We start from the raw sequence: 26764 nt of genomic DNA, 5'->3' as shown, positions 1-26764 counted from the left end.
CGGAATAATCCGCCCGCGCGCTGCGTATACCGTTCGAGTCAGACGAAAACCTCAGCCTGATTCATTCCTTAAACTACAGGAGTTCAGTATGCGTCACTCGCGTATCGCTGCGGCAATGTTTTTATCCGTTCTGGCAGCCCAGGCGGCAGCCGGATCGCCTCCGCCATCAATACAGAACGGCCTGCTGGCCGACTCTGCGGGCAAAACCTTGTATGTCTTCGATAAAGACCAGGCCGGAGCTGGCCGCAGTGTGTGCAATGATGCGTGCGCCGACTTGTGGCCGCCACTGCTTGCCGACAAAGAAGACCAGCCGAAAGGAGAGTTAGGCCTTGCCATTCGCGATGACGGCACCCCGCAATGGACTTGGCGCGGCAAGCCCTTGTACCGCTATGCCCACGACAGCGCGCCTGGAGAGCAAAAGGGAGAGAACTTCAAACAACTGTGGCACACGATCAAGCCTTGATGCCGATTCACGGCTCAATCAAGAAGGAAAATCATGAAACAGCACATTTTGTGGGTCTCCGCCCTATTGCTCCTCACGGGTCAATCATGGGCCTCCGCCATCCCTTTCGATGGCGACATCCGGAACAATACGCTGGCAGTCAGTCCAGACGAGCGCTTGGCGATAGTGGGCAATAGCCAGACCGACCACCTGAAAGTGTATGACCTGAAGCGCGGCGTTCTTCAAACATCTCTGCCCGGCTTCGTCACGCCGCGCAACATCGTGTTTTCGCCGGATGGGCAGCATTTTTATGTGACCGACAGCAGCAAAGGCGTACTAGAGCGATGGAATGCACAGTCCTTTCGCCTTGAGGATAGCCTGGCCCTCGGCCCAGGCGCCTTTGGAAGCGCGATAGATAAGCAAGGCACTCGTCTGTATGTTAACAACCAGGCCAGCAATACCGTCAGCGTGGTCGACCTAGCCAACTGGAGAGTGCTGAAGGTCATCACCGGCTTCTCCGGTCCGCGCCAGGGCGTAAAATTATCACCTGACAATTCAGTCCTGTACGTGACCAATTTCCGCAGCGACAAGCTGAGCGTGGTGGATACAGCCAGTTTGACCCTGCGCGGCGAGATCAGCGGCTTCAACAAAATTCGCGCCATCTCGCTGTCCGCAGATGGGAAAACACTGTATGCGGCGAATAGCGGCAACGACACGCTGGCCAAGGTCGACACCCCATCCGGGCGCATTGTGTCCACAGTGAGCGTCGGACGTGAGCCTTATGGCGCGGCCTTGCGTCCAGATGGCAAAGCGCTGTACGCGGGAAATCTGAAGAGCAATTCGCTGACCGAGGTTTCGCTACCGGCGTTCAAGGCAACGGCGCAGATAGAAAGCTTGCGCGGGCCACGTCAGGCCATCAGCTTTAGCCAAGACAGCCGCACAGCCTGGGCGCTAAATGAAGACCTGAGCGTAGTCGAACTCGATTTGGCATCGCGCAGAATTGAACGGGAGCTGAAACCATAGTTCAGCCAACCCAAGAGCGGCACTTTCACCAGTTGCTGTTGGACAACTTGGCTCGGCTGCGCCGCTATGCGCGCGTGCTGAGCCGGGACGCGCCAAACGCAGACGATTTAGTACAGGACACGCTGGAACTGGCCTGGCGCCACTGGCAGCAATGGCGACCGGATTCCGACATCCGCGCCTGGCTGTTCAGCATCATGCACAACCGCCATATTGACTGGGCGAGACAGTCCAACCGGCATGTCGAGCTGTCTGATGAGGAATGGGCCAGAATGGCTGTGCCTCCCATGCAGGAGCAGTCATTGCAAATGCGGGACCTTTCCCAAGCATTGAGCCTGTTACCGGATGAGCAGCGGGAGATTCTGTTGCTGGTCGTGGTGGAAGAAATGCGCTACCAGGACGCCGCCAAGATGCTGGGCCTCCCTATCGGCACCGTGATGTCGCGTTTGCACCGCGGCCGAGAGCGCTTGCGCCAGCTAATGGATGAGCATGGAGAAGAGACGTGATTGAGCCAGACGAGCATGTATTGCAGGCATATCTTGATGGCGAGTTGACTGCAGACCAGGCCGCAGCCGTCGCTGCCTGGCTTGAGACCCACCCGCAAGCGGCCCAAAAGCTGTCGCAATGGCGGAGCCAGGACCAAGCGCTGCGCCAGCTGTGGGCTCTGCGGCAGAAAGAGCCGGTCCCGACGAATCTGCTAGCTGCCGCTAGAACAGCCAAGCGGCGCGGCCTTCCGACCTGGCTGCAACAAGGCATGGCTGCAGGCTTGGTGTTCGCGCTGGGGCTTGGAGGCGGCTGGTATGGGCAACAGGCATACCAGGGCGCGCATCCGATGGCGGCCGTGGATAGCCTGCCCCGACAGGCTGCGATGGCACATGTCGTCTACAGTCCGGATATCCAGCGCCCGGTCGAGATCGCCGCGGAGCAGGAAGGCCAGATGGTGGCATGGCTGTCGCGCCGCATGCAAAGCCGGATCGAACCGCCACGCTTGGCCCAGGCCGGCTATGAGCTGATAGGCGGCCGTCTTTTGCCTGGCAACCAGGGACCGGTTGCTCAGTTCATGTATCACGATGCCTCCGGCCAGCGCATGACCTTGTATGTGGCGCGCGAGTCGGCACCGCGAACCGACAACGGCTTCCACTTTGCCAGCCAAGGGCCGGTCAATGTCTATTACTGGTGGAGCAAGGGCTGGGGCTACGCCTTATCCGCCGGCATGCCGCGCGAACGGCTGCTGAGCCTGGCCGAACAAGCCCAAAGACAGATCACACCGAATTGATCATGAACACACGGCTGTGATCACCTTTTCCCACGCTTAAACGCCACGCCCGCCGCGTGGCGTTTCCGTTTCCGCCATCCGCGCTGGCGAACGAACGCCTGACCACTCTCGAGAGCGACGGCGGCATGAGTAGCCGCCATCCAGCCTGGCCAGCCCGCGCGGATTGCGCCTGCGCAGATGGAGGCGACCTTTTCTTTTGCCTTATACTCTGGCCACATTGGGGCCGCGCGCCCTGGAACTCGTCTCCGGCTCGACCGTCCGACCTTCATGACCCACACTATCAATCCGTCTCGCCGTCTGCTGCTGCAAAGTCTCGCCATGGGCGCAGGCGCCGCTATTTTGCAAGGATGTCAAACCGTGCCCGCTCCGCAATCCATACCGTCCGCCTCGCATCGCCTGTACCTGACTGCCTGCTCCGGCATCATCCCGGCCAAGCAAATCCAGGTGGCGCTGCCCCGGCTGGCCCGCGCCGGTTTCACCCTGGAAAACACGGCGGCGCTGGAGCGCAAGTATTTGCGATTCGCCGGGACCGACGCCGAACGCGCTGCCGACCTGAATGCCTTGCTGACCCAATCGCAGCTGCCGTCGCTGGTTGTAGCCGGACGTGGCGGCTACGGCGCGATGCGGCTGCTGCCGCAGATCGATTTCGCCCGGCTCGGCGCGCGGTTGCGCGAGTCCGGCACGCCGCTGATAGGCTATAGCGACTTCTGCGCCATCCAGTTGGCGTTGCTGGCCAAAAGCGGCATGGGCAGCTTCGCCGGCCCGATGCTGGGCGATTTCGGCAATGCCCACCCCAGCAGCTACGCCATCAACGAATTCTTCTCTACCCTCACCACACCGCAGCGCAGCCTGCACGTTGCCGGCCCCTGCGGGCGCGCCAGCGGCGAAGGCATTTTCTGGGGCGGCAATCTGAGCGTGCTGTCCAGCCTGGTCGGCACGCCTTACCTGCCGGACATCAAGGGCGGCTTGCTGTTCCTGGAGGATGTGGGCGAACAACCGTACCGCGTGGAGCGCATGCTGCAGCAGCTGCATCTGGCCGGGGTGCTGAGCCGCCAACAGGCGATCTTCCTTGGCGATTTCTCGATGCAGAAACATGTTGATGTCTATGACCCGCGCTACGATTTCGATGCTGTAGTGGCGGAATTGCGCCGCATCAGCGGGGTGCCGGTATTCACCGGCCTGCCATTCGGCCACATCGCCAATAAAACCACCATGCCGCTGGGCTTCCCCACCCGCTTCCGGGCCGATGGCGACAGTTTGACCCTGCAGTTCCTGAACTATCCCACCATCTCGCCGCTTGGCCTGCAGCCGGAGGCGCTGCTGGACACGCAACCCGCCTGAAGCCTGGCAAGCCAAATGCTTGACGAAGCGGCGAGCATCATGCAGTTTGACTCGCCGTTCCGTGCCGAATATATGGAGAATGCATGACCCGTTGTCAGAAAAACCTGCTGGGATTGACTCTTGCCGTCTTGTTGAGCCCCTTGCCAGCCGCGGCAGACGGCTATCAAACGCCGCCGCCGGAGCTGGCGGCGCTGGTCGATGCGCCGCGCACCCCGCAGCAATCGCTCAGCCCGCAACAAAACATCGTGCTGCAGATCAGCCGCCCCGGCTTGCCCAGCATAGCCGACGTCGCCCAGCCGGAACTCAGGCTGGCGGGGCTGCGCCTCAATCCCAAAATGCGCGCCTACAGCCAATTCAACTTCGGCAACGGACTGTCCTTGCTGGACATCGCCAGCGGCAAGTCGCGGCAAGTCAGCGGCCTGCCCGCGCGGCCACGCATCGCCGACCACCACTGGGCCCCCGATGGCAAGCATGTGGCGCTCAGCCTGTGGGGCGACAAGGGAGTGGAATTGTGGCTGCTGGACGTGGCCACCGCCCGCGCCCACCGTCTTGGCGATTTCCATTTGAACGCCAGCACCGGCAGCGGCTTGGCCTGGATGGGCGACAAGCTCCTAGTGAAGATATTGCCCGCGCGCCAGGGGCCTGCGCCAGCCGCGTCAGGCAGCCCAAGCGGGCCGAACATCCAGGAAAGCCAAGGCGGCAAGCTGTCGCAGACCCGTACCTATCCCGATCTGCTGAAAACGCCTTACGACGCCGACCTGCTGGATTATCAACTCAGCGGCCAGCTCGCGCTGGCCGACCTGAATGGCAAAATCCATCCCATCGGCTCGCCGGACCGCTTTCTATCCGTGCAGCCATCGCCGAATGGCCAATACCTGCTGGCCACCAAGCTGCAGCGCCCCTACTCCACTCTGGTGCCGCTGATTCGCTTTCCGCAACGCATCGAAGTGCTCGATTTGAATGGCCGCAGCGTGCGTGTGGTCACCCAACGGCCGCTGCTGGAACGCATGCCTTCCGGCAATGACGCAGTGGAAACCGGCCCGCGCGACGTGGGCTGGCGGGAAGATGCGCCGGCCACGTTGTTCTGGGCCGAAGCGCAGGACGGCGGCGACCCGGGCGTGCCTGCCAAGACACGAGACGCCTTGTTCCTGCAGGCCGCGCCATTCCAGAAGCCGCCATTCAAGCTGCAGGAGCTGGCTAGCCGGTTTGCCGGCATCCAGTGGGGACGCGACGACTTGGCCCTGGTCAGCGAATACTGGTGGAAAACGCGTGAAATCAAGATCTGGCGCGTCCGCCCAGGCGAAGCCAACGGCGCGGCGGAGCTGCTAAACCAACGCAGTTCGGAAGATCGTTATGCCGACCCAGGCATGCCAACCATGGTGGTCAGCCGCAATGGGCGATCGTTGTTGCAAACCAGTCCGGACGGCAACAGCCTCTATCTATTGGGTGAAGGCGCCAGCCCCGAGGGCGACCGCCCTTTCATCGACAAGCTGGACCTGACCAGCAAGCAGACCACTCGGCTGTGGCGATCCCAGGCGCCCTGGTATGAGCAGCCCCTGGCCGTGCTGGACACCCAGCGCGTATTGTTGAGCCGCGAGCAGACGGAAACGCCGCCCAATTTGTACTTGAAGACGCTTGGCGAGCAGGATGGCTTGCGCCAGCTGACCTTCTTCCAGCACCCCACCCCGCAGCTGAAAGGCGTGCAGAAACAGCAACTGCGTTACAAGCGCGCCGATGGCGTCGATCTGACCGCCACGCTGTACCTGCCGCCCGGCTATGAGGCAAAACGCGATGGTCCGCTGCCGATGCTGATGTGGGCCTACCCAGCCGAGTTCAAAAGCGCGGATGCCGCCGGGCAAGTCACCGATTCGCCGTATCGTTTCAACCGCGTCGGCTACTGGGGGCCGGAAGCCATGCTGGCGCGAGGCTATGCCGTATTGGATGATCCGAGCATGCCCATCATCGGCGCAGGCAAGCAGGAACCCAACGACAGCTATTTGCCGCAGTTGAAGATGGACGCGCAGGCGGCAGTGGACGAGGTGGTGCGGCTGGGCGTGGCGGACCGCGACCGCATCGCCATCGGCGGCCACTCCTATGGCGCCTTCATGACAGCCAATCTGCTGGCGCATACCCGGCTGTTCCGCGCCGGCATCGCCCGCTCCGGCGCTTACAACCGCACCCTGACGCCATTCGGCTTCCAATCGGAGGAACGCAATTTCTGGCAGGCCAAGGACGTCTACCAGACGATGTCGCCATTCAATTACGCCGATCAGATCAAGGATGCGCTGCTGCTGATCCATGGCGAGGCCGACAACAATCCCGGCACCTTCCCCATCCAAAGCGAGCGCTTATACCAGGCACTGCAAGGCCTGGGCGGCACCGTGCGGCTGGCGATGCTGCCGGCGGAAAGCCACGGCTACCGCGCGCGTGAATCCATCCTGCACATGCTCTGGGAGGAAGACCGCTGGCTGGACCAATACGTCAAGCATGCCAAACCGCGCGAGACGCCATAGTTCGGCCAGATAGCCGACTGCCGTAACCAAGGCCCTGCCCATCAGGGCCTTTTTCATTTCTCAAGCCGGCATGCCGCTCGCAAGCGCTCTTTTGAATGTGGAGATTGCTATACACACACATTTCCCTTGCATTCCAATTTTGTGTGTACAAAATAAATCATGACAGGCAGCAAGCTCTATCCATTAGGTCAGCAAGGCGGTAAATTCCATGCGCGACGATAAAGCCCACCGTATCCACATCGAGCAGCCCGGCCGCCCCAGGCTGTATCAGTTCGATGACCTGCCCGGCTATGAAATGGTAGGGGTCATCACCCAGGCCGGGCGAAGCGGCGCGCTGGTAAAGAAAATCCGCAGCGGCGTGTACTACATGGCCAATTCCGGCATGCTGCGGCCGCTGGACCAGCGGCAAGTGAAAATGGCGATGGGCCTGTCATCCGGCGCCGGCGCGCCGGTCAAAATGCAAGGCGGCGCTCGCCACAATGTCTATCTGGACGCGGAGAGCATAGACATCGCCCTGGCGCTGGGCGACGGCAATATCAGCAGAGGCATCCGCCACGCGCTGAAAATCAGCGTCGCGGCAGACTGCTCCGAATCCTGAAATTTAAGATGCGCGCTTGAGGCGCCACAAGAAAAAGGCAGGCCGGATGGCCTGCCTTTCGCATCGACATAAGCAAACGGATCAGCCGTACTGCCGCGCGAAATCCTGCATGAAATTGACCAAGGACTTCACGCCCTCAATCGGCATCGCGTTATAGATGGACGCGCGCATGCCGCCCACCGCGCGATGGCCTTTCAGCTGCGCCAAGCCATTCTTGCGCGCTTCCAGCAGGAAGATTTCGTCCAGCGCCTCGTCCTTCAGCTTGAACACCACGTTCATCTTGGAGCGGAAGGGCTGCTCGATATGCGTGGAGTAGAAACCTTGGCTGCTGTCGATGACGTGGTACAGCAGTCCGGCTTTTTCCTCGTTGCGGGTGGCGATGCCCTTGACGCCGCCCTGCTCCTTCAGCCACTTGAACACCAGGCCGGCGATGTAGATCGGGTAAGTGCCCGGCGTGTTGTACATCGAGTCCGCGTCGGCGTGGACCTGATAATTCAGCATGGTCGGAATGTCGGCGCGCGCCTTGCCCAACAGGTCTTCGCGAATCACCAGCACAGTCAGGCCAGACGGGCCGATGTTCTTTTGCGCACCGGCATAGATCATGCCGAAACGGCTGACGTCGATCTCGCGCGACAAAAAATCCGACGACATGTCGCAAACCAGCGGCACGCCATGCTGCTCGGACGGGATGTAGGGAAATTGCAGGCCGCCTATGGTTTCGTTCGAGGTGTAGTGCAGATAGGCGGCGTTTGGATCGCGCTGCCAGCTGGACTCTTCCGGGATGTAGGAGAAATTGCGGTCTTCGCTGCTGGCAGCGACATTGACCTTGGCGTAGCGCTTCGTTTCCTTGATCGCCAGCTTGGACCAATGGCCGGTGTTGACGATGTCCACGCTGTCTTTATCGCCCAGCAGGTTCAAGGGCACCATGGCGAACTGCAGCGAAGCGCCGCCTTGCAGGAACAGCACCTTGTAGCCGGCCGGGATGTGCATCAGTTCGCGCAGATCATGCTCGGCATCATGGATGATTTCCATGAACTCCTTGCCGCGATGGCTCATCTCCATCACGCTCATGCCGGAGCCGTGCCAGTCCAGCAGTTCGCTCTGCGCTTCGGCCAGCACGGCGTGCGGCAGCACGGCGGGACCTGCGGAAAAGTTGTACACCTTGGCCATGGTCTTTCCTCTGTTGTCTTTGTCCGATTTATTGTTTAAATGGCGGCGTCAGCCGCGCATCGCAATAGCACCGCATGAAAAAACCGGCGTCATCCCCAGGGGAAGCGCCGGTTTGCTTTCCATTCCGCATGCCGAGCCTGCTCAATTGCTCAACAGGAAGTGGGCGCGCGCCACCGCTACCGGCTTGGAGCGGTCTTCCTGCCAGGCTTCGATCAGCACGTGCGCCACCCGCTTGCCCTGCTTGGTGATTTCGCACTGCGCAAACAGCGTTTGCGGACGGCCTGGACGCAGGTAGTCCAGCGAAAAATCGACGATCTTCGGCGCTTCCAGCGATTCGCGATTCCACATCAGATGTATCATCGCCGCGCTCTCCATGAAACCGCCGATCAAGCCGCCATGCAGCGCCGGCAGCGAAGTATTGCCGACATTGCGTGCCAGAAACGGCAGCTCGAAGCGCAGCTCGCCGGCTTCGTCCTCGGCCATCACCGTGCCCATCAGCTTGACGTAAGGCAGCGAATCGACGATCTCGGCAAAGGCCTTGCGGTCGCGCAGCTCGGCGAAACGTTGCATGAATTCGCTCATCATGGCTGAGCCTCCTGCAACATCGGCGTGCGGCTGGACTCGCGCATGAAGGTCGCCACGCCATGGGCGATCGGGTCTGCCGGATTGTCGTGATAGCACACCGCGCGGGTGAAAGCGATCTGGCTGGCCAGCCGGTAGCATTCGGCGGTGCAGTGAATGGCTTTGCCCGGCGTGGCGGACTTCAGGTAGTCGATGCGCAGATCCAGCGTGGCAATCGTTTCAATACTGGGCAGATGCGCGGTGACGGCGATGGCGCTGCAGGTATCGACCAGCGAGGTGATCACCCCGCCGTGCAGGATGCCGGTGGCCGGATTGCCGACCAGGTCTTCGCGCCATTGCAGTTTCAGCGTGGGCTTGCGGCCGTCGGTGCCGACGTACTCGAAGCCCAGCGTCGCGCAGTGCGGGAAGGAGACGAAGAGCTGGCTCATCGCCTCCAGCACGCGGGGATTGGCGGGAGTCGGAATCATCACGCCTCGCCCTGCTCCGGCGCGGCATCGCCCTCACCTTCGACTTCCTCGCACTCTGCCTCGGACTCGGCCACGATCTCCAGACCGATCAGCTTTTCGCCCTCGTCCAGATTGATCAGGCGCACGCCCTGGGCCGAACGGCCGGTTTCGCGCACTTCCGCCACCTTGGTGCGGATCAGCACGCCGCCGGTGGTGATCAGCATGATGTCGTCGCTTTCTTCCACCAGGCTGGCCGCCACCAGCTTCAGGCCGGTCTTGTCGGTCAGATCCATGGCGATCACGCCTTGGGTGCCGCGGCTGGTCAAGCGGAAGTCGCCCACGCAGGTGCGCTTGCCGTAGCCGCCGTCGCTGGCGGTCAGCACCATTTGCTGTTCGGAATTGCTGACCAACAGCGAAATCACTTGCTGCTCATCGCCCAGCATCATGCCGCGCACGCCGGTGGCGTTGCGGCCCATCGGGCGGACGTCGGTCTCGCTGAAGCGCACGGCTTTGCCGGCGTCGGAGAACAGCATGATCTGGTCGTCGCCGTGGGTCAGCGCCACGCCGATCAGATTGTCGCCGTCTTCCAGGTTCACCGCGATAATACCGGCGGTGCGCGGGCGCGAGAAGTCCACCAGCGGCGTCTTCTTCACCGTGCCGCTGGCCGTGCACATGAATACATACTGGTCGTCGCGGAATTCCTTGACCGGCAGCAGCGCGTTGATCTTCTCGCCCTCTTCCAGCGGCAGCACGTTGACCATGGGTTTGCCGCGGCTCTGGCGGCCGCCTTGCGGCAGGTCGTACACCTTGCGCCAGTAGCAGCGGCCGCGGCTGGAGAAGCACAGCACGTAATCGTGGGTATTGGCCACGAACAACGTTTCGATGAAGTCGTCGTCCTTGGTGGCCGCCGCCTGCTTGCCGCGGCCACCGCGGCGCTGGGCGCTGTAGTCGTCGATAGGCTGGGCCTTGATGTAGCCGGTGTGCGAAATCGTGACCACCATGTCCTGCGGGGTGATCAGGTCTTCGATATTGATATCGCCGCCGTACGGCTCGATCTCGGAACGGCGCGGATCGCCAAACTGGGTGCGGATGGCGGTCAGCTCGTCGCTGATGATCTGGTTGATGCGCTCCGGGCGGGCCAGGATGTCCAGCAGGTCCAAAATCACATCCATGATCTCGCGGTATTCGCCGACGATCTTGTCCTGCTCCAGGCCGGTCAGGCGCTGCAGGCGCATGTCCAGAATGGCTTGGGCCTGGGTGTCGGACAGATGGTAGCCATCTTCCTTCATGCCGTAGGCCGGGTCGATGTTTTCCGGACGCGCCTTGTCGCCTTCGACGCGGGACAGCATGTCTTCCACCAGCGACGAGCGCCAGGCGCGCGCCATCAGCGCGGCCTTGGCTTGCGGCGGCGCCTCGGAGCCCTTGATCAGCGCGATGATCTCGTCCACATTGGACAAGGCCACGGCCAGGCCTTCCAGGATGTGGCCGCGTTCGCGCGCTTTACGCAGTTCAAAGATGGTGCGGCGGGTCACCACTTCGCGGCGGTGACGCAGGAATTCCACCAGAATCTGCTTCAGATTCAACAGGCGCGGCTGGCCGTCCACCAGCGCCACCATATTCATGCCGAAGCTGTCCTGCAGCTGGGTCATCTTGTACAGATGGTTCAGCACCACTTCCGGCACTTCGCCGCGCTTCAGTTCGATCACCACGCGCATGCCGGACTTGTCCGACTCGTCGCGCAGGTCGGAGATGCCCTCGATCTGCTTGTCGCGCACCAGTTCGCTGATGCGTTCCAGCAGGCGGGCCTTGTTCACCTGGTACGGAATCTCGTCGACGATGATCGCTTCGCGGTCGCCCTTGCCGATCGGCTCCACATGGGTGCGCGCGCGCATGATCACGCGGCCGCGGCCGGTGCGGTAGCCTTCCTTGACGCCGGCCGTGCCATAGATGATGCCGGCAGTGGGGAAATCCGGCGCCGGGATGATGTCGATCAGCTCATCTATCGTCATGTCGCTATTGGCCAGCAGAGCCAGACAAGCATCGATGACTTCATTCAGGTTGTGCGGCGGAATATTGGTGGCCATGCCCACAGCGATGCCGGACGCGCCGTTGACCAGCAGGTTCGGGATCTTGGCCGGCAGAATCAGCGGCTCATGCTCGGAGCCGTCGTAGTTGGGGCCAAAATCCACGGTTTCTTTGTCGATGTCAGCCAGCAGCTCGTGCGCGATGCGCGCCATGCGGATTTCGGTGTAACGCATGGCGGCGGCGTTGTCGCCGTCCACCGAGCCGAAGTTGCCCTGGCCATCCACCAGCGGGTAACGCAAGGAGAAGTCCTGCGCCATCCGCACGATGGTGTCGTACACGGCGGAGTCGCCGTGCGGGTGGTATTTACCGATCACGTCGCCAACGATACGTGCCGATTTTTTGTAGGCGCGGTTCCAGTCGTTGGACAGTTCGTGCATGGCGTACAGTACCCGGCGATGCACCGGCTTCAGGCCGTCGCGCACGTCTGGCAGCGCCCGGCCTACGATCACGCTCATCGCGTAATCCAGGTAAGAACGGCGCATCTCCTCTTCGAGGCTGATGGGAAGCGTTTCCTTGGCGAACTGGTTATCGGTCATAAGTGTCTTGATTCGTAAGAATGATCCGGCCGAAGCGAAGCAAGCGCCCGTCGCACTGGCGATTCGGGGCCGCCGGGCGCGCTGGCCGACGTGATGTGACAATCCCTCCATTCTACCACGAAAGACTGTGTGCATGCCCTCTTGCCACGCGCATGCGGCCTTGGCGCGCAGGGCCGCTGGGCAGGGGACTTTATGGAAACACTCACTTCATCTTCGATTGTCCAGTTTATGGCGCGAGGCTTGGCCAAGCCGCCAGAGTCGTCTCGGAACAATATGACTTGAGTGGAATAGAGATAAAAAAAGGAGGGCCGCAGCCCTCCGCAAGTCTTGTAGCCAGGAGTGTTACAAGAAAAACTCAGTTCCAGCCTTGCGGCAGCTTGTAGCCGGCAAACTTCTGCTTGGTATAGGCCTTGAACGCCGGGGAGTTGTAGGCGGCGATCACGTCTTTGGCCCAAGGCTTGCCCGCATCGGCGGCGCGCACCACGCCCCAGTTCACATAGGCATAGCTCTTTTCCTGATACACCGCCTCGGTCAGCTTGATGCCGGAGCTGGTGGCGTAGTTGCCGTTGATCACAGCGAAGTCCACATCGCTGCGCGAGCGCGGCAGCTGGGCGGCTTCCAGCGGGATGATCTTCACTTTCTTCACGTTCTCGGCGATGTCGCGCTCGGAGGCGGTCAGCGGGTTGACGCCCGGCTTCAGCTTGACCCAGCCCAGATCGTTCAGCATCACCAGGGCGCGGGCGAAGTTGGACGGGTCGTTAGGCGCAGCCAGGGTCACGCCGGCCTTGGCGTCCTTCAACGACTTCAGCTTGCCCGGGTAGATGCCCAGCGGTGCGGTCGGCACCTGGAACACTTCTTTCAGGGACAGCTTGTGCTCCTTGGCGAAGTTGTCGAGGTAAGGCTTGTGCTGGAATACGTTCACATCCAGCGAACCTTCCTGCAGCGCCAGATTGGGGCGCACATAGTCGGTGAACTCCACCAGCTTCACGGCATAGCCTTGCTTTTCCAGCTGCGGCTTGATCGATTGCTTCACCATGTCGCCAAAGTCGCCCACGGTAGTGCCGATGACGATTTCCTTCTTGGCCGGATCGGCGGCCAGCACTTGGCCTGCCAGGGCCAGGCCCACTACGGATGCGGCAACGGCCTTGATAACGAATCTACGCATTGTTCTCTCCTTTAAATTTGCGCGTCTTGAAAATCAGCGTTTGTCTAGCTTGGCCGCCAGGCGATTGCCCAACAGCTGAATAATCTGAACCAGCACGACCAGCAGCAGCACCATGGCCACCATCACATCGGTCTGGAAGCGGTAGTAGCCGTAGCGGATGGCCAAATCGCCGATGCCGCCGCCGCCCACCACGCCCGCCACCGCGGTGTAGCTGAGGAAGCTGATGGTCAGAATGGTCAGGCTGGAAATCAGGCCGGAACGCCCTTCGTTCACCAGCACCTTGAAGATGATCTGCAGCGGGCTGGCGCCCATCGCCTCGGCCGCCTCCACCACGCCGCGCGGAATCTCGCGCAGCGTCTGCTCCACCAGGCGGGCAAAGTACGGAATGGCGGCGAAAGCCAGCGGCACCGAAGCCGCCACCGGGCCAATGGTGCTGCCCACCAGCGCGCGGGTCAGCGGAATCAATACCACCATCAGGATGATGAAGGGGAAGGAACGCACCAGGTTCACCAGCCAGCTCAAGACGCCGTTGACGGCGCGATTGGCGAACAGCTGCCCCGGCTGCGACAGGTACAGGATCACGCCCAGCGGACCGCCAAACACGATGGCGGCAGCGAGGCCGATGCCCAGCATCACACCGGTTTCCTTGCAGGCCTGCCAGATTTCCGGCGCCATCGATTGCAGATTCAGCAACGCTTCGTTCAGGGTTACGGCATCCATTTACGCGGCCTCCAGCAGCGAGCGGGCCAGATCGGAATCGGCTTCCACTTCGGAATTGTCAACGTCCACAATTTCCACCACGCGGCCCTGGTCCAATACCGCGGCGCGGTGGCAGATGCTGCGCACCACATGCATTTCGTGAGTGACGATCACGATGGTGACGCCAAAGCGCGCGTTGATGTCTTTCAGGCAGTCAAGGATGGATTGGGTGGTTTTGGGGTCCAGCGCGGAAGTCGGCTCGTCAGCCAGGATCACATGCGGCCGCGGCGCCAAGGCGCGGGCAATGCCGACACGCTGCTTCTGGCCGCCGGACAGCTGGGCCGGATAATGGTTGGCGCGGTCTTCCAGGCCGACAATGGCCAGGCACTCCGCCACGCGCTTCTCGATGTCCGCCTTGCTCCAGCCGGCGATTTCCAGCGGGAAGGCCACGTTGCCGGCTACGGTGCGGTTGGCCAGCAGATTGAATTGTTGGAACACCATGCCGATGTTTTGACGGGCGGTTCGCAGTTGCTTGGCGTTCAGGCTGGTCAGATCCTGCCCATCCACGATGACGGCGCCAGCGTCTGGGCGTTCCAGCAGATTGATCAGACGCAACAAGGTGGACTTGCCGGCGCCGGAGAAGCCGATCAGGCCAAAGACTTCGCCCTGGCGAATCGACAACGAGGTTTCCGCCACGGCATCAAACCAGCCGCCTTCCGGGCGGCGGAACCGTTTGCAGACATTTTGCAGATGAATCATTCCTAACACTCCCAAAGCATAAAGCCCGCCGATAGCTGCGGCGGGCTTTGCTGTGGAAATCTTCGGATGATCCGGAAGATTAAATGTAGACAGATTGAGATGATGCTGGGTCTGTCTACCCACGCTTTAGCTGTTTTACGCCCGCAAGCTGTGTTCAAATCGGCGATAAATTTGATTGAGATTGAACATCTTTTTTCGCTTAGCGTCAACCACCTTTTGAAAGATTATATAAAACTGTCTCCATATCGCAAAAAGTGCTTTGCAATATGAAAAACCGTTCTTTATTAAGCACTTTTTGTTTTATCTGAAATGATCACGCCTTGCCGCCTTCCCGATCAGGATAGACTGAGTTGCGCATACAGCGGCAGATGATCGGACAGGCCAGACCATGGCCTGCCAGACAGTACCCTTGCCGACTCCACCTTCAAGCCGCGCACATAGATGCGGTCCAATGCCAGCATCGGCATCCGCGCCGGAAAGCTCTGCGCGTGGCCGCCATACAATTGCAGAAACACCTCGTCCAAACCCAACTCGCCCTTCAGCAAGGCGCTAGCCTCGCCGCGCCAGTCGTTGAAATCGCCAGCCAGAATCAGCGGTTGGTGCTCCGCAATGGCTTCCTGCACATAGCGAGCTAAACCCCGGTACTGCTTGCGCCGGTCAAATGCCAGCAAATTGAAGTGCCCGCACAACGCCACCACCGGCTGCGCCCAGCCATCCGGCTGCACCAGGCATTGCAGCACGCCACGGCTCTCAAAACGATTGACCGAAATATCGCGGTTGCACCACTCCCCCACGCGAAACCGCGTCAACAAGGCATTGCCGTGATGGCCATGGTCATAACTGGCGTTCAGGCCATATACGGCGCGGTGTGCCAGGCGGCTGGCCAGGAAATGGTGCTGCGGCTGGACAGGCCAGCGCTGATGGCTAAGCGCCCGCGCCAGATTACGGCCTTGCACCTCCTGCAAAAACAGCAAGTCCGGCGCCAGATCCGCCAGCGCCTCGGCCATGTCGCCCACGCGCACATGGCGGTTCAGCGGAGACATTCCTTTGTGGATGTTATAGGTTATGACGCTGATATTCTTCATATGAAAACATCAAGTTAAACCACAATGATCATGTTGTGCATGAAGAAAAAAGCAGAAAGTGGGTCATTAAAAACCAAAGACTTAGAGGCGTATTTCGAGAGTCACCTTCCCATTCTCATTATGATCATACACCCCCAAGCACTCTCTCTGACGGCAACGCCATGCCCATCGATTCGGCGCCACGAGTGGACTTGCCCGACTCCTGCAGGCAATCCAGATTTGAACAATCCAGTTAGCACTTTCGGAGTTCATTAGGCAACTCTGGTACAGGAGCCCACCGGCAGAACCCAGTCCCAAAGGACAGGGAGAAGAACTGCCCCATAACCTACAGTGGAGCTACCCCATAACGGTGACTGGTGTTGTTCAGGTCGCCAGCACGGGGGCTGCATCGCCATTTCCAACAGAAGCAAGCAGACCTAAACCGCACCTGCGCCAGCTTGGACTTGGGAAGACGATTGGAAGTCACATCAACTGCGTTGAATCCACTGGAGATTTTCTTATGGAAAAAACAGGCCTGTATTTGCTTAAGCTGAGCTTCACTCCCGAAAAAGGCATGACTGGCGCAGGCTCCATGACGCTTGCCGTAACGGTGAATGCCTCCACCGGCGCTCTGCACGGCCAGGCACATGGTTCCATTCTGGAAGGTACGCAGCACTCCCCGACCTTCACCGCCCCGGCCATCGGCGCCATGCATAGCACTGGCTTTGGCCACATCACCAAGGTTGGCGCGGTTCATGGCGAAGCCGCCGTATCCGTCGCCCCGCCGGCGATCGGCACCTACCTTGCCCCCTTCTCCGCCAGCTTTGGCCTCGGCGCCGACTGGACTGGCCAAGGCCAATTCACTGTAGGCACCCACACCTACAAGTGTGATGTGAAGATGGTGGATTAAGCTGGCCCCTTGACTGCTGGTGTTGAGGAGCAGGCTTATGAAGCAGCCCGAACTGGCGCAGTTCGGGCTGTTTTCATTGCGAGGCCCATGCCTGGCAACTGGTGCATTTCGTCCTACTCTACCTCCCCACAACAAGCGCCCCAGCCTCTACCGTACTGGTTTTAATATCATTTTTATACACACGACAATTGCCGTTTTCACCCAGCGCCTCCGCGAGGCTTGGTCTGCGCGCCTGGGCAGCGGATTGTTACCATGATGTAAATTAGGTAGAATGCTCTATCTATCAAACTCAACATCCTACAGCTGGACACCCTTCGGACAGGTCGCGCGTCTGGCAGGACAGCGATACCACCCCCATGCAACAGCGGGCAGCTTCGCATGCCCATTCTGGCAGGAATCAATATGCGCAAACTCCTTATCCTGCTGCCATTGGCGCTTAGCAGCGCCCCGCTGGCAGCCTCTTCTCTCCCCTCCTACGATTTTGCTGTCAAACCGGCTCATACGCCTGCAAATCGCCCCAACCCATTTGAAGCAAACAGCAAAAAACAAGCGCTGGAAGTGGGTCCGCGCGTCCCGCTAGGCAACCTCGACAAGACGTGGCTGGAGATGAACGCCTCCAAGCCAGTCGATGGCGACATGCGCTCGCCCAATGCCCATTGGGAACAGCCGCATGGCTACCAAGCCATTCCAGCCTGGCGCAGAGACTTTCCCGGCCAACCCATGACGCCGGGACTGGGAATCGACCCGCAAACGGGGAAAAAACGCGCCATCCCCATGCACATGCTGCAGCCCCTCCCGCCTTACCAGAACCGCTAAGCGCAATCACAGCCCCGCAGCCTGGCACGAAACTGGTTTGTCACGCCAATCCTGCATCGGCCTTAGCCGCCAGCCACTGCCGCGGCGCTTGGCCAACATGCCGACGAAAGGCGCGGGCCAAGGCGGAGGCGCTGTCATACCCCACTTGACCAGCAATCCAGTCCATCGGCTTGCCCTGCAGCAGCCAGCGCTGGGCCAAGCCGATGCGCCAACTTGCCAGATAATGCGCGGGCGTCTGTCCCATCACCTCATGAAAGCGCGCTGCAAACCGCGGCCGCGACATCGCCGCGGCGACGGCCATGCCTTCCACTGTCCAGGGCTGCTCAGGCTTGGCATGAATAGCGGCCAGGGCGCGCGATAACTGTCTATCACCCAGCGCGGCCAGCAGTCCGGTATCCAGACGCGATTCGGCCATCATCTGGCGCATCACCCTCAGCAACAACACCTCAAACAGACGATTCACCGATGCCACCCTGCCCGGCAACTCACAACGGGTTTCATCCCGCAAACAGCCGATCAAGGCAGCAGTAGCCCCTAGCTCGCCAGCGGGAAGCCACAGCACATCGGGCAAGGCGCGGGCCAAGGGGTTGTCCACATCCAGGCCAAACCGGACCGACGCGCAGGCCAGCTCCGGCGGCTGTTCGGCATCCGGCTCAAAGCGATGCGGCAAGGGGCGCGGAAAACAAAGCAGGCCGGGCGTATCGAACCGATAGCGGCCGTGCCCTGGCACCAGCACGTCCATGCGGCCGCCAGTGAGAATATGAAACTGCCCCAGCCCCGCTCCGCTGCCCGGGTCGCCGTCACCGCCCAAGCTCACCACGGAGCAAAGCCGCCCGCTGTAGAACAAGCCGGCGGACAGTCGAAACACGTCTAGCACATCGGAAAGCGGGTCCATGGGATGAGTGGGTCCTGGTGGAGTTTGGCTTCAAACAACCCAGGCAAGACTACAGGCGCCCGGTCAGAGAGATGATAAACCGCCGTAGACGATTGGTATGGAAATTGAGACGCCCTGTCGACCGCTTATGGAGTCAAAAGTCCATGATGCAAAGTGTGCGGAACAGCTTCCGCCACCCCAACCAAAAAAGGAATCTATCATGACCCGCATCCCCAACGTCACCGACCAGCAAGCCAGCCCGCAAACCCAGGCCGTGTTTGCCGAAGTCAAAAACCTGTTCGGCATGGTGCCCAATCTGATTCGCACCCTGGCCCAATCGCCTGCCGCGCTCGACGCCTATCTAAAATTTTCCGGCGCGCTATCCCAGGGCGCGTTGGCGCCTGCCGACCGCGAGCGCATCGCGCTAGGCGTGGCCCAGGCCAATCGTTGCGCTTACTGCCTGTCCGCCCACAGCCTGATCGCCAAGGGCGCCGGCCTGTCGCCCGAATCCATCGCCGCCGCGCGCCAGGGGGAAGGCAATGCGGTTGCGGTTTTTGCCCGTCAAGTCACGGAAAAGCGCGGCGCCATCAGCCACGAAGACCTGCAGGCAGCCCGCGCCGCGGGATTGGGGGACGCGCAGTTAGTCGAGATCGTGGCCGGCGTGGCGCTGAATGTGCTGACCAACTACATCAACAACGTTGCGCAAACGGAAATCGACTTCCCCGTGGTTGCGCTCTGACAATCCACTCGCGGCGACAAACAGGCCGTCTTTTAAGCGAGATGGGCGGCAAACCATCAGGATATGCGGCCACCCCATCCTTGCGCCGCCACGTCTGCCGTCTTCCGAGAGAAAAGCACGCCATCTGGCGTGCTTTTTCTATCCCAATCTTGAGTCCGCCACTGCGGATATCAAAGCTGGAAATTTTCGATGCGGGTCACATGCGGCAGCCCCAACACATGAATGCAATTCATCCATCGCCTGCAAAATGATCTTTTGCCTTTCGGTCCACCAGATTGTCTAATGCGTGTTACGACAATAAATTGCTTGGCGACTAAGATGATTCGCGATGGCATGGCCGCGCGCATACAGGGGAACAGATGACACACGCTAAATCATTGGCCGAATGGCAGCGCAGCCATCCTTTGATCACGGAGATGATGGCGCTGCAGGAATGCAGCTGGTTTAACCCCGGCATCGCCCCCGCGGCGGAAGGCCTTGCCGATGTCGGCCTGTCTGCGGCGGATGTGGCCGATGCCTCCGCCAGACTGCAGCGCTTTGCCGCCTACTTCCGCCAGGCCTTTCCGGAAACCGCAGCCAGCGCCGGCATTCTGGAGTCGCCCTTGCTTGCCATACCCGCTTTTCAAGACGCGCTAGGCCGCCGCCATGGCATGGACTTATCCGGCCGGCTTTGGCTGAAGGCGGACAGCCAGTTGCCGATTTCTGGCTCGATCAAGGCGCGCGGCGGCATCTATGAAGTGCTCAAGCATGCCGAGGATCTGGCGCTGCAGCACAAACTGCTGAGTCTGGATGACGACTACGCCAAACTGGACAGCCCCGCTGCGCGCGCCCTGTTCAGCCGCTACAAGATCGCGGTCGGCTCCACCGGCAACCTGGGCTTATCGATTGGCATCATCGGCGCCAAACTGGGTTTTCACACAACGGTCCATATGTCGGCCGACGCCCGCCAATGGAAAAAAGACACGCTGCGCGCCCACGGCGTGACGGTGATCGAATATCCATCCGACTACAGCGCAGCGGTGGCGCAAGGCCGCCAGCAGGCGCAAAGCGACCCGGCCTGCCATTTTGTCGATGATGAAAATTCCACCAGCTTGTTCCTCGGCTATGCTGTGGCCGCACAGCGGCTGAAAGCACAGCTGGATGCGGCCGGCGTGGTAGTGGACGCCGCGCATCCGCTATTCGTTTACCTGCCTTGCGGCGTAGGCGGCGGCCCCGGCGGCGTGGCCTTCGGCCTGAAGCTGACCTTTGGCGATGCCGTCCATTGCCTGTTTGCCGAACCCACCCACTCGCCGTGCATGTTGCTGGGCGTCTACACCGGCCTGCACGATCACGTTTCCGTGCAGGATTTCGGCATCGACAACCGCACCGCGGCAGACGGCCTGGCGGTAGGCCGGCCATCCGGATTCGTCGGGCGCGCCATGCAGCGGCTGATCGATGGCTACTACACCGTAAGCGATGAGGAACTGTTCCGGCTTTTGGCGATGATGGAACACACGGAAGGCCTGCGGCTGGAGCCGTCCGCCCTGGCCGGCGCACCCGGCATCGTCCGCATACAGGCTGAAACCCAGCGCTACCGCGCTCGGCTGGGCCTGACGCCGGAGCGCATGGCCCAAGCCAACCACCTGATCTGGGCCACCGGCGGCGGCATGGTGCCTGCGGCGGAAATGGACGCTTACCTGGCGCGCGGCCGGGCGCTGCAGGCCTAAGCCATGCGTCCGCCCCGGCTGGATGGCGCACAGCTCGCCAATCTGCATACGTTTCTGACGGTGGCCCGCCACCTCAGCTTCGCGCGCGCCGCCGCGGAACTATGTCTGACGCCCAGCGCCGTCAGCCACCGCATTGCGCGGCTGGAACACGCGCTCGGCTACCCGCTATTCCTGCGCCTGACCCGGCACATCCGCATGACGGCCGACGGCGAGCGGATTTACGCGGTTTTACAACGCGGCATGGGCGAACTGGACGCCGCCCTGCAGCCGCAGTCCGACGCTCCCGCCGGGCGGCTGAGGCTGCATGCCCACCCCTCCATCGCCCACTGCTGGCTGACGCCACGGCTGGCAGACTTTTGCGAACACTACCCGCAGATCGAACTGGAAGTCCGCACCGGCAACGACGACGCAGATTTCCGCGCCGGCGGCGTTGATCTGGCGCTTTGCTACGCGGATGGCGCCTTTCCCGGCCTGGCCAGCATCAAACTGATGGACGAGCAGATGGCGCCGGTATGCAGCCCGCAATACGCCGCGAGATACGGGCTGCGGGGCAACCATCTGGCGCTGAGCCGCTGCGTGCTGCTGCATGACGCCCACGCCTGGCGCCATGCGGCTTACAACGCGGAATGGCAGCTGTGGGCACGCGCAGCCGGCCGCGAAGCCCACCTGCCAGCCGCCAGCCTCACCTTCGACCGTTCCGACCTGTGCCTGGCCGCAGCCATCCACCATGCGGGCATCGCCATTGGCCGCCGCCGGCTGGTCCAGCCCCTGCTGGACGAAGGCAAGCTGGTCATGCCGCTGGGCGGTTTCATCCCCGCCGGCCATTACGACTACTACCTGGCTCACCCGCCCGGCCCGACATCCGCCAGACTGCAGGCCCTCATCAACTGGCTGCGCGGGCAAGCGGGCTGATCCACCCCAGGCTCGCTCCTGCTGGCTGTCGACGGGAAGCGCCGCCAGCGATGCGAAGTGACAGAAACCAAGCCCGTGCTTGCCTATCCGGCCAGCATGGCTCCCGCCTTCTCATTCCGGCGTAAAACGAACGCCGCAGCAGAATGACAAAATGACCAACAAAATCCATTATTTTGACAATGGCATTTTTTGATCTAAATATTTGATTGTGCGCTCCGTTTTCACCGTCACTCTCACAACCTTGCCAGCCACTCAGCGCGCTCAACGAGAAAGGATACCGCGATGATAAGCAGCCTCTCCGCTTCCCCGGCATTGCCCGCCAGGCCCATCCGCGCAGACAGCTCAAACATCGACAGCCAGATCGCCAACCTGGAACAGCAGCTGCAGCAATTGAAAGAACAGTTGCAGAGCTTGCAGAACGGAGGGCAAGCGGCCAGCACCCGCAGCAAACAGGAGCAGGAGAAATTGGCAGAACAGCTCAAGCAACAGATTGCGGAACTGGAAGCCGAGATTACTCAGCTCAAGGGCCAAAAGGAGCAGCAGGAAGAACGTCCCGCCAATCATCACGGGCGTACCCCTGGCGGCAAAAAGCAGAATGGACAAAGCGCCATAGACGACTTCGCCTGACGGTTTTCGCATGCAGGAAACCGCAAGCCAGGCGCTGTTGCCAGGCCGCCGGCAGGGCCACCATCTGGTTCTGCCGCCTGTGAGGTCAGCCCTTGCCCAGATAACGGGCCGCCAGCGCGTCCACTCGCTCGCCGCCGCTCTCGCGCAGCTGGGCCAACAAGGCATCCGGCAAGCTGCCATCGGCCTGGGTGCGCAGCTGCGGAATGAAGTCATCCAGCGAATGCTTGCCCTGGCTGGCGGATTGCAGGGCTTGGTCCAATTCGGCAAAGAAGGTGGCGCCCTGCGAATAAAACAAGGGGTAAACCGATTGATCCCCATCCCGGTAGCGCTGCTGCAACGCAATCAGTCCTTGGGCGACAGGCGCCTCCGGCTTGATGAACAAGCGCCACACTTTTTCCTTTTCCGTCTCCGGCAGCGTGCTCTGCCGCATCACCTTCAAGCCGTAGTAATGAGCCAAACCCTCCGCCATCCAGGTGCTGCCTTGCCTCACCTCGCCCAGCGCCAGCAGCTGATGGGCCTGCTCATGCGCCAGCAAAGCCAGCAGAAAAGAGTCCCGCGCGGCGGTCTCGCGCGGATAGTTGGCCAGCAGGCCGTGCAGCCCACCCGCTCCAAACGCGCTGCTTGCGTTATTCCGCCCCAGCATCACCACCAGCAAATCATCGGCAAACAGCGCATGGGCGGCGGGCTGCGGGAAAATACGGCGCAGCGCATTCAGCGCCTCCGCGTGCAAGTCCAGCAACCCGCGCCCCATCACCCGCTCCAGATCATCGGCGACATATCGCACTCGCAACCCGGCCACTTGCCGGACCGTCTCCTGCGTTTTCCCTATCGCGTAAAACTCCGGCGCCTGGCCAGCCGCCGGGATGGCCGCCAATGACTCGGCCTGGCCCGGCACGCGGATGCGCAATGTCGCGGCGGCCTCCCGGCCCGGCTCAGCAAGCAATGCCGTGGGCGACGAAAGCAAGACCCAGCCGGGAAAGCCCAGGCTCTGCTGCAATGAAACATTAGCGCCATCGGGCGGCGGCGTCTTCAGCGCGACGCGCCACTCCACCTGCCTGCATTGTGGCGGCAGGCGCCAGCGGCCCATTCCGTCATGCGCCAGCGGCTGGCCGTCGCAACGCACATCCACAATCTGCGACGACTGGCCATAAGCCGACGCCCGCGCCTCCAGCGCGTTGCCGTGCTCAGCCGGCAAATCCAGCCGGAACACAGGCGGTAGATCCTGTGCCGGATCGTAGAAAACGGAATAATCGGCCAGTGCGGGCCCGGCAGATACACAGCCCAGCCAGGCCGCCAGTAGAGGAAATCGCATGCGTGATCCCGCGGATAAAAGCCTATGGACCGCCACGCGGAGGGATGGTTTCAGGGCGCCATCGCTTATGCGGTCCAGAAAACAAACCGCGCGCCACTCCGCGCGGATGGCACGCGCCATCCATAAAGCATAAAAGCCGCCAGCACAGACGCTGGCGGCTTTTGCGTTCATTCATCGAGGCTCGCTCAGGGGCTGATCGCGAAGAACACGAAAGAAGCGAAGATCACCAGATGCACGATGCCCTGCAAAATGGTGGTGCGCCCTACCGACAGCGACAAGGAGCAGGTCACCAGCGTCAGCAACAGAAAGATGGTTTCCTTGATTTCCAAACCCAGAATCAGCGGCTCGCCCTTGAACACGAAAATCATCGCCACTGTGGGAATGGTCAAGCCAATCGATGCCAGCGCCGAACCCAAGGCCAGATTCAGGCTGGTCTGCACCCGATCCGCCCGCGCCGCGTTGGCGGCGGCCAGTCCCTCCGGCAGCAGCACCAGGGACGCGATGATGATGCCCACCACCGCAGCCGGGGCGCCGGCGTCCACCACAAAACGCTCAATCGACGGCGACAGCAGCTTGGCCAGGGTCACTACCGCCACCAGGCAAATCAGCAGCATCGCCACGCTAAGCAAGGCCACGCTGTTGGATGGCGGCGGCGCGTGCTCATTCTCGTCATCGCTGCCATCGACCAGAAAATAATCACGGTGGCGAATGGTTTGCACAAACACGAAAGCGCCGTACAGCACCAGCGACACCACCCCGGTGAACGCCAGCTGCGACGACGACAGCAACGGCCCCGGCTGGCTGGTGCCGTAGTTGGGCAGCACCAGCGCCAATACCGAAATCGCCGCCAGCACGGTCAACGCTGCCTTGGCGCCGCTGAGCTGGAAATTCTGCTCGCGATGGCGCAAACCGCCCAACAACAGGCAAATGCCCAAGATGCCGTTGCAGGTGATCATGATGGCGGAAAAAATGGTGTCCCGTGCCAGCGCCAGCTTCTCCTCGCCCCCGCCCAGCATGAAGGAAATGATCAGCGCCACCTCGATCACCGTCACCGCCAGCGCCAGGATAAGCGTGCCGAAAGGCTCACCCACCTTATGCGCCACCACCTCGGCATGATGCACCGCGGCGAATACCGTTCCCGCCAGCAACACTGCCAGCAGGGCAAGATAAATAGCATGCCCGCCCGCCGCCGACGACGCGGCAATGGCGGCCCAGGCCAAGACAGGGGTGACAATGGTCCAGCGCGGAATCGTGGAATGCATCAATGAATTTTCCTTATTGTTGACGAACAGCCGCCTGCCTCGCCGGGCAAAGGCTTGGCCGGAACAAGGGGACAACCGTTCTGGGAGAGCGATCGAGAAACCAGCATGGAGGCTGCTTTAGCCACAGCATAGCAGCATTAAATGAATAGACCACGACACGTCCTGCGGGTTCAGGCTTTGTAAACAAACAATGCGTCGCTCTGCTGGGAGGGAAAAACCCCACTTCGTTAAGGTAGGGAGCGTCACCCAGCAAGGGCGACGCACCGCCCACATCGCTCACCGGTTCGACACTTGAAAGGTATGGAAAACAAACGGTGCGTCACCCAGCGGGGTGACGCACCCTACGTTACTCATCCGCCACGCGCAGGCTCATCCGCTCCGCCAATCGCAGATGGCAGGCCGCAGCCAACTTCACCAGCTCGGTGTCGCTAGCCGGCATGCCGTCAGGCACGGCGATCAGCTCGGCCAGCGCATCCAGGGTGGCGACGGAACTATTGAGGCCCATCATGCGGCCAAGCGGGTGTTTTTGGCGGTTGTGGCGCTCGTAGTCCAGCGTCACCAGCCAGCGGCTATGCTGCCAGCACGCCTCGCCGTTCTCCAATACCGCATCCAGCACCGCCCGGCTCACCTGCCGCGCCGCTTCGGCCGCCAGCGCCAAGGCCAGCTCCAGCTGATCCGCCGTCAACGCCTCCTCGCCCTCCCGCCGCAAGGCCGGCAACAACTCCTCCTCAAGCCAACGCCGAAACCGCCGCGCCGCCGGCTTGCGATAGCGCCGAATCGCCATGGCCACGCCGGTTTCCGACAGGCAAACCACCTCCCCGCCACCCACCGGCATGGCGCGGACCTCCTCCTTGTTCAGCTTGCTAAGCAACGCCGCCGTAGTACGGCATTTGATCGCCGCAGCGACATCATCGGCGAAGAACCACAGGCCGTTGTGGCGATGCAGGAGATGGATGGTTTGAGATGCAAATTCGAATGATTTGGGATGAGAAGAAGGTGATGAACTGTGCAAGTTGTCCATTTGGCAAACTCCAAGTATGAGCCAATCAGCCCTGCCACCATCGTCGCCAAACGGGGTGGCAGACCAAAGCGGGGTTGGCGAGCCGGTACTTGGAACCGACAGACCCGAAGGTCTCCCCGCCCGGCCCGCCTTTGAGAGAAGCGCGCGCACGAGCGCAACAAATAGCAGCCAAAGAGCTGCCACTTGCCAAGTATCCAGGTCGCCAAACCCGGTCGTGCTATTGAACACGACTCGACAAGGCTAGAACCCAGACACAAGAAGGGTCAAGGGTAAATGACGGCGACGAGACTGGCAAGAAGTCCAGGGGAGCACATCGCGTGGTTAAATTCGCTAAAAAGTCTTGGCCTTCCCATTCGAGCTCTACAAAGCCGTAAAAAATTAAGAATAATTTTTAGTTGATAAACAAATAGAGAAGGATTAAATTTACGAACAAAGAAGATGTAAATTTAAAATGGAGATAATTAAATGTTTGGATTTAATAAACATAAAAAACACATTGTAACAATAATAAAAGACGGGAAAGAAATAGGAGATGGCACCTTAAGATTTGGAAATGGAAAAGGTATTTTCATTGCCACAAACTTCACTAAAGACCTAAGCCAGTACTTCAACAAAGACAAAACAAAGAACCATTTAAAACTTAAAACAAAACGCAAAACATTCACTGTGATAAATTGCACTTACGAACACTTTACGATATTTGCAGATGCGATACTAAAAGGGCTGTCTCTTATACACATCTCCGAGCCCACGAGACTCAACAGAGGGGGGGGGGGGGGGGGGGGGGGGGGGGGGGGGGGGGGGGGGGGGGGGGGGGGGGGGGGGGGGGGGGGGGGGGGGGGGGGGGGGGGGGGGGGGGGGGGGGGGGGGGGGGGGGGGGGGGGGGGGG

25 protein-coding genes are annotated in these 26764 nt (G+C 61.1%); 13 read left to right on the top strand and 12 right to left on the bottom strand.

What is annotated here, in order from left to right; translation table 11 throughout:
• The first annotated feature begins 88 nt into the window (after positions 1 to 88).
• From JHD59_RS11250 to JHD59_RS11220, 7 genes are all read left to right on the top strand, one after another.
• Positions 89 to 463 carry a hypothetical protein gene (locus JHD59_RS11250; protein ID WP_199154300.1) on the top strand — a complete coding sequence of 125 codons (375 nt, stop codon included), beginning with the start codon at positions 89 to 91 and terminating at the stop codon, positions 461 to 463.
• 33 nt (positions 464 to 496) lie between these two features.
• Positions 497 to 1465 carry a beta-propeller fold lactonase family protein gene (locus JHD59_RS11245; RefSeq protein ID WP_199154299.1) on the top strand — a complete coding sequence of 323 codons (969 nt, stop codon included), beginning with the start codon at positions 497 to 499 and terminating at the stop codon, positions 1463 to 1465.
• Positions 1462 to 1968: a sigma-70 family RNA polymerase sigma factor gene (locus tag JHD59_RS11240; protein ID WP_199154327.1), complete on the top strand. Its 507-nt coding sequence runs from the start codon at positions 1462 to 1464 to the stop codon at positions 1966 to 1968. Before JHD59_RS11245 ends, JHD59_RS11240 begins: the two co-directional genes overlap by 4 nt.
• On the top strand, positions 1965 to 2738 hold the full coding sequence (locus tag JHD59_RS11235; protein WP_199154298.1) for an anti-sigma factor: 774 nt from the start codon (positions 1965 to 1967) through the stop codon (positions 2736 to 2738). The genes JHD59_RS11240 and JHD59_RS11235 overlap by 4 nt, the downstream gene beginning before the upstream one ends.
• Positions 2739 to 3095: 357 nt before the next feature.
• Positions 3096 to 4079 (top strand): LD-carboxypeptidase, encoded by a 984-nt coding sequence (locus JHD59_RS11230; RefSeq protein WP_368671577.1) that lies wholly within the window; start codon positions 3096 to 3098, stop codon positions 4077 to 4079.
• Between the two features lie 83 nt (positions 4080 to 4162).
• Positions 4163 to 6592 (top strand): S9 family peptidase, encoded by a 2430-nt coding sequence (locus JHD59_RS11225; RefSeq protein ID WP_199154296.1) that lies wholly within the window; start codon positions 4163 to 4165, stop codon positions 6590 to 6592.
• A 208-nt stretch (positions 6593 to 6800) separates the two neighbouring features.
• On the top strand, positions 6801 to 7190 hold the full coding sequence (locus JHD59_RS11220) for a hypothetical protein (RefSeq protein WP_199154295.1): 390 nt from the start codon (positions 6801 to 6803) through the stop codon (positions 7188 to 7190).
• An 81-nt stretch (positions 7191 to 7271) separates the two neighbouring features.
• Here the strand turns inward: JHD59_RS11220 and serC are convergent, their stop codons facing one another.
• The 8 genes from serC to JHD59_RS11180 form a co-directional block, all read right to left on the bottom strand.
• Positions 7272 to 8360, bottom strand: coding sequence for a 3-phosphoserine/phosphohydroxythreonine transaminase (gene serC / locus JHD59_RS11215; protein WP_199154294.1), 1089 nt, complete (start codon positions 8358 to 8360; stop codon positions 7272 to 7274).
• A gap of 141 nt (positions 8361 to 8501) precedes the next feature.
• Positions 8502 to 8945 (bottom strand): PaaI family thioesterase, encoded by a 444-nt coding sequence (locus JHD59_RS11210; protein ID WP_233164010.1) that lies wholly within the window; start codon positions 8943 to 8945, stop codon positions 8502 to 8504.
• Positions 8942 to 9409, bottom strand: coding sequence for a PaaI family thioesterase (locus JHD59_RS11205; protein ID WP_103320180.1), 468 nt, complete (start codon positions 9407 to 9409; stop codon positions 8942 to 8944). Before JHD59_RS11205 ends, JHD59_RS11210 begins: the two co-directional genes overlap by 4 nt.
• Positions 9409 to 12009, bottom strand: coding sequence for a DNA gyrase subunit A (gyrA, locus tag JHD59_RS11200; RefSeq protein ID WP_199154293.1), 2601 nt, complete (start codon positions 12007 to 12009; stop codon positions 9409 to 9411). The genes JHD59_RS11205 and gyrA overlap by 1 nt, the downstream gene beginning before the upstream one ends.
• Positions 12010 to 12364: 355 nt before the next feature.
• Positions 12365 to 13174, bottom strand: coding sequence for a MetQ/NlpA family ABC transporter substrate-binding protein (locus tag JHD59_RS11195; protein WP_103320176.1), 810 nt, complete (start codon positions 13172 to 13174; stop codon positions 12365 to 12367).
• A 33-nt stretch (positions 13175 to 13207) separates the two neighbouring features.
• Complete coding sequence (locus tag JHD59_RS11190; RefSeq protein ID WP_103320174.1) at positions 13208 to 13894, bottom strand: methionine ABC transporter permease; 687 nt, start codon at positions 13892 to 13894, stop codon at positions 13208 to 13210.
• Entirely contained in the window at positions 13895 to 14632 is a 738-nt protein-coding gene (locus tag JHD59_RS11185) for a methionine ABC transporter ATP-binding protein (RefSeq protein WP_052247019.1), read from the bottom strand.
• A gap of 335 nt (positions 14633 to 14967) precedes the next feature.
• Entirely contained in the window at positions 14968 to 15717 is a 750-nt protein-coding gene (locus tag JHD59_RS11180) for an endonuclease/exonuclease/phosphatase family protein (RefSeq protein WP_199154292.1), read from the bottom strand.
• 499 nt (positions 15718 to 16216) lie between these two features.
• Between JHD59_RS11180 and JHD59_RS11175 the strand changes: the two genes are divergently transcribed.
• Both JHD59_RS11175 and JHD59_RS11170 read left to right on the top strand, forming a co-directional pair.
• Positions 16217 to 16606, top strand: a complete 390-nt coding sequence (locus tag JHD59_RS11175; RefSeq protein ID WP_103320166.1) for a DUF1842 domain-containing protein — start codon at positions 16217 to 16219, stop codon at positions 16604 to 16606.
• Positions 16607 to 16984: 378 nt separating this feature from the next.
• Entirely contained in the window at positions 16985 to 17422 is a 438-nt protein-coding gene (locus JHD59_RS11170; RefSeq protein ID WP_199154291.1) for a hypothetical protein, read from the top strand.
• A 40-nt stretch (positions 17423 to 17462) separates the two neighbouring features.
• On the opposite strand, the gene JHD59_RS11165 is transcribed toward JHD59_RS11170, so the two are convergent.
• A complete protein-coding gene (locus JHD59_RS11165; RefSeq protein WP_199154290.1) occupies positions 17463 to 18317 on the bottom strand; it encodes an AraC family transcriptional regulator in 855 nt (284 codons plus the stop codon).
• A 199-nt stretch (positions 18318 to 18516) separates the two neighbouring features.
• Here JHD59_RS11165 and JHD59_RS11160 point away from each other — a divergent pair, with 199 nt between their 5' ends.
• The 4 genes from JHD59_RS11160 (at position 18517) to JHD59_RS11145 (ending at position 22280) form a co-directional block, all read left to right on the top strand.
• Positions 18517 to 19035, top strand: coding sequence for a carboxymuconolactone decarboxylase family protein (locus JHD59_RS11160; protein ID WP_199154289.1), 519 nt, complete (start codon positions 18517 to 18519; stop codon positions 19033 to 19035).
• A 359-nt stretch (positions 19036 to 19394) separates the two neighbouring features.
• Positions 19395 to 20741: a D-serine ammonia-lyase gene (gene dsdA / locus JHD59_RS11155; RefSeq protein WP_199154288.1), complete on the top strand. Its 1347-nt coding sequence runs from the start codon at positions 19395 to 19397 to the stop codon at positions 20739 to 20741.
• A 3-nt stretch (positions 20742 to 20744) separates the two neighbouring features.
• Positions 20745 to 21653 (top strand): DNA-binding transcriptional regulator DsdC, encoded by a 909-nt coding sequence (gene dsdC / locus JHD59_RS11150; protein WP_199154287.1) that lies wholly within the window; start codon positions 20745 to 20747, stop codon positions 21651 to 21653.
• Positions 21654 to 21935: 282 nt separating this feature from the next.
• A complete protein-coding gene (locus JHD59_RS11145) occupies positions 21936 to 22280 on the top strand; it encodes a FlxA-like family protein (RefSeq protein ID WP_199154286.1) in 345 nt (114 codons plus the stop codon).
• 85 nt (positions 22281 to 22365) lie between these two features.
• Here the strand turns inward: JHD59_RS11145 and JHD59_RS11140 are convergent, their stop codons facing one another.
• The 3 genes from JHD59_RS11140 to JHD59_RS11130 all read right to left on the bottom strand — a co-directional run bounded on the left by JHD59_RS11140 (position 22366) and on the right by JHD59_RS11130 (position 25875).
• Positions 22366 to 23592, bottom strand: coding sequence for a hypothetical protein (locus tag JHD59_RS11140; protein ID WP_199154285.1), 1227 nt, complete (start codon positions 23590 to 23592; stop codon positions 22366 to 22368).
• A 185-nt stretch (positions 23593 to 23777) separates the two neighbouring features.
• A complete protein-coding gene (locus JHD59_RS11135; protein WP_103320153.1) occupies positions 23778 to 24854 on the bottom strand; it encodes a calcium:proton antiporter in 1077 nt (358 codons plus the stop codon).
• Between the two features lie 346 nt (positions 24855 to 25200).
• Positions 25201 to 25875 carry a BRO family protein gene (locus tag JHD59_RS11130; RefSeq protein WP_199154283.1) on the bottom strand — a complete coding sequence of 225 codons (675 nt, stop codon included), beginning with the start codon at positions 25873 to 25875 and terminating at the stop codon, positions 25201 to 25203.
• Positions 25876 to 26764 lie beyond the last annotated feature (889 nt).

Origin of the sequence: Chromobacterium sp. ASV23 (assembly GCF_016428945.1) — a bacterium.
Taxonomy (GTDB): domain Bacteria; phylum Pseudomonadota; class Gammaproteobacteria; order Burkholderiales; family Chromobacteriaceae; genus Chromobacterium; species Chromobacterium sinusclupearum.
Note: the sequence above shows the minus strand (reverse complement) of the source record. Positions and strands in the feature narration are given on the sequence as shown.